Raw genomic sequence first — 3,279 nt, 5'->3', positions numbered from 1 at the left:
GTGCCGGTGCGCGAGATCAACTGGCTGGGCGACGAGCCCTTCACCTCGCGCAAGGAATGGCACGTGTCGGTCAAGGTGCGCTCCACCCGTCCCCCGCGCGAGGCGGTGATCCGTCCGATCTCGGAGACCGAGGCCGAGGTCGAGCTGATGGTCGCAGAGGAAGGTGTCTCGCCGGGTCAGGCCTGCGTTTTCTACGACACCGAGAGCAGCCGCATCTTCGGCGGCGGCTGGATCTGGCGCGGGCACTGAGCGCCGCGCCGGGCGCGAGCCGCGCGATTTATCCCGGCCACGTCCGAAAGACCTCGACACGTCGCACCAAGCTCAGCCATATCGCCGGCCCGGGGGGCGGACCGGCGATGCGCGGCGGCCTTCGGCCTTGATTCCGCGCCGGAGCTCCGGCCCTACCGCCCCTGCTCTTTCCGCTTCAGCAGCGTGTGCGCCACCGCGCCCGCCACCGTCAGCAGGATGATCACCGTGCCCACCGCGTTGATCACCGGCGGGTGGCCGTTGGCGTTGCGGGCCATGGCACCGATCTCGGTGGCGAAGGTGCAGGCCGCGCCCTTGGCGAACATGGTGGTGTTGTAGTTCTCCATGCTCGCCATGAAGGCGATCACCGCCGCCGAGGCCAGCGCCGGCGCGAGATAGGGCAGCGTCAGCCGCCGGAACACCCACGCCCCGAAGACGACCGTGAGCAGCGCGGTGGTAAGCTCGGCCATCGCCGAGCGGGTGCCGGAATAGGCGGCGATGGTGTCGGCGGCGGCGCGGGTGCGGGCGGCGATGGCCCCGGGGCTCTCGCCGTCGCGCAGCAGCTGGCGCAGCTCGGGCGCCTGCTCGAGCTGCCGCGACAGCCCGCGCGGCGCCTTGGCGGGGCGTTTGATGCCGAGAAGCTCGTGCACCAGCCGGGCCTCGACCTCGGCGGCGACGCGGGTCGGCAGCACGAAGCTGCGGCGGTCGAGCCAGCCGGCAAGACGGCTGGCGCGCAGCAGGCGGGCGATCAGGGCGAAGAGCCGGGTCAGCGCGTGGATGGGCGCCAGCACCACGTTGAGCGGGGCGCGCAGCAGGTCGAGCCCGAAGGCGCGTCGGTGCATCGCCGCAGAGCCGGTAACCGAGAAGTTGCGTGCCACGAAGCCGTCGATCCGGCCGCGGGCAGCATCGAAGAAGGCGCGCGCCTGCGCGTCCTTCGGATCCTCTGGCGTGCCCGGCGGTTGCGCCGTCATGTCTCTCCCCCGTGGTGCCCGGTGGCTGCGGCGATGTCTCGGCGCCGATCCTTACGATATAGGTACGCGACCCGCGGCTTCAAATGCGGGTCGGGGTCGGCAGCGACCTTTCGGCGGATATCCGGGCAGCGCCGTGGCCGCGCGGGCGGAAACCGTGTAGCCTTCTGCACACGTCCGCAGGGGGCGGAAGTCAGGGAGACAGCCCGATGGGTATCAGGACCACCGCAGGTCGCGGGCGGCGCTACGACAGCGTGCTCGAAACGGTCGGCGACACGCCGGTCATCCGCATCAACCGGATCGCTCCGAAGAACGTCAGCGTCTACGTCAAGTTCGAGGCCTTCAACCCGGCCGGGTCGGTCAAGGACCGGCTGGCGCTCAACATCATCGAGGCGGCCGAGCGCGACGGGCGCCTGAAGCCCGGGCAGACGGTGGTCGAGGCGACGAGCGGCAACACCGGCATCGGGCTTGCCATGGTCTGCGCGGCCAAGGGGTATCCGCTGGTCATCACCATGGCCGACAGCTTCTCGGTCGAGCGGCGCAAGCTGATGCGGTTCTACGGCGCCAAGGTGGTGCTGACGCCGCGCGCGCTGAAGGGCTTCGGCATGTACACCAAGGCCAAGGAGCTGGCCGAGGCCAACGGCTGGTTCCTCGCCTCGCAGTTCGAGACGGACGACAACGCCGACATTCACGAGTCCACCACCGCGCGCGAGATCCTCGGCGATTTCGAGGGCGAGCGGCTTGACTACGTGGTGACCGGCTACGGCACGGGCGGCACGGTCACCGGGCTCGGGCGTGTGCTCCGGAAGGAGCGCCCCGAGACCAGGATCATCCTGACCGAGCCCTCGAACGCGGCCATCGTGTCCTCGGGCTACGTGAACACCCGTAACGCCGATCACCAGCCGACCGAGAGCCACCCGAAGTTCGAGCCGCACCCGATCCAGGGCTGGACGCCGGACTTCATCCCGTGGGTGCTGCAGGAGGCGCTGGACAAGGGCTACCACGACGCGCTGGTCCCGATCGAGGGCGCGCAGGGCATGCAGTGGTCGCGGCGGCTGGCGGCGGAAGAGGGCATCTTCACCGGCATCTCCGGGGGCTCGACCTTCGCCGTGGCGATGAAACTGGCCGAGGACGCGCCCGAGGGTTCGGTCTTTCTCGTGATGCTGCCCGATACCGGCGAGCGCTACCTCTCGACGCCGCTCTTCGAGGGCATCCCGTCCGAAATGTCCGACGAGGAGCTCGAGATATCGATGTCCACGCCCTCGGCCCAGGCGGCGGAGCGCTAGGATCCAGGGCCTCCGCCGCGGTCGGTTCGGGTCGCGGCGGGGGAAGCTAAGGCGTCAGCCTTCGACGTGCAGCCCCGCCGTGGCGAGGATCGCCGCCAGCGCCGCCGAGAGGCCGCGCAGGCTCTGGCCGGGCTCGAGATCGACCCATTCCTCGAGCGTGTGGGCCCGGGCTCCGCTGGCGCCGGTGCCGATGGTGACGGCGGGAATGTTCAAGCTCATCGGGATGTTGGAGTCGGTGGAGGCCGTGTCTCGCTTCATCTCGAAGCCGAAGGCCGCGAGCGCCGCGTCGCAGGCGGCGATGATCGGCGCATCGGGCGCGGTCTCGCCCGCCGGGCGGGCGCCGATGCGGGCGGCCTCGGCGGTGACGACCCCGGCAGAGCTGTCGCCACGGGCGTTCTCGGCCGCGGTCGCCTCGGCGATCAGCGCGTGCAGCCGGGCGTCGAGCGCATCGAGCGCCGGCTGGTCGACCGAGCGCAGGTCGATCTCGACCCAGACCTCCTGCGGGATGGCGTTGATCGAGCTGCCGCCGCCGAAGACGCTGGCGCTGAAGGTGGTGCGCGGCTCGGCGGGCACCTGCCAGCGCGCCATGCCCGCCACCACGTCGGCCATCGCATGCGCCGGGTTCACCGTGCCGAAATCGCCGTAGCTGTGGCCGCCGGGGCCGCGGAAGCTCACCCGGTAGCGGTGCGAGCCGACGCCGCGCACGGTCACGCTTTCGGGCTCGGGGCTGTCGAGCGAGAAGAAGGCGCCGATGCGGTCGCGGAAATCGCCCTCGGTGA

Annotated in this window: 4 protein-coding genes; 2 read left to right on the top strand and 2 right to left on the bottom strand. The window is 70.8% G+C overall.

Annotation, left to right across the window (positions count from 1 at the left end; genetic code table 11):
* The coding region (locus HC022_RS22025; RefSeq protein ID WP_368484716.1) for an aminomethyltransferase beta-barrel domain-containing protein at positions 1 to 249 on the top strand (249 nt) is incomplete at its 5' end.
* Positions 250 to 401: 152 nt separating this feature from the next.
* Here the strand turns inward: HC022_RS22025 and HC022_RS29430 are convergent.
* The gene (locus HC022_RS29430; protein ID WP_254885226.1) at positions 402 to 1,217 is read right to left on the bottom strand and encodes a DUF6635 family protein; all 816 of its coding nucleotides are present in this window, start codon (positions 1,215 to 1,217) and stop codon (positions 402 to 404) included.
* 206 nt (positions 1,218 to 1,423) lie between these two features.
* On the opposite strand from HC022_RS29430, the gene HC022_RS22015 reads away from it, so the two are divergent.
* Positions 1,424 to 2,500 (top strand): PLP-dependent cysteine synthase family protein, encoded by a 1,077-nt coding sequence (locus tag HC022_RS22015; protein ID WP_167453836.1) that lies wholly within the window; start codon positions 1,424 to 1,426, stop codon positions 2,498 to 2,500.
* A 54-nt stretch (positions 2,501 to 2,554) separates the two neighbouring features.
* Here HC022_RS22015 and HC022_RS22010 read toward each other — a convergent pair.
* On the bottom strand, positions 2,555 to 3,279 hold a 725-nt coding region (locus HC022_RS22010), incomplete at its 5' end, for a peptidase dimerization domain-containing protein (protein ID WP_167453835.1).

Source organism: Salipiger sp. HF18, from assembly GCF_011806505.1.
GTDB lineage: Bacteria > Pseudomonadota > Alphaproteobacteria > Rhodobacterales > Rhodobacteraceae > Salipiger > Salipiger thiooxidans.
This window is presented reverse-complemented; position numbering and strand designations above follow the sequence as displayed.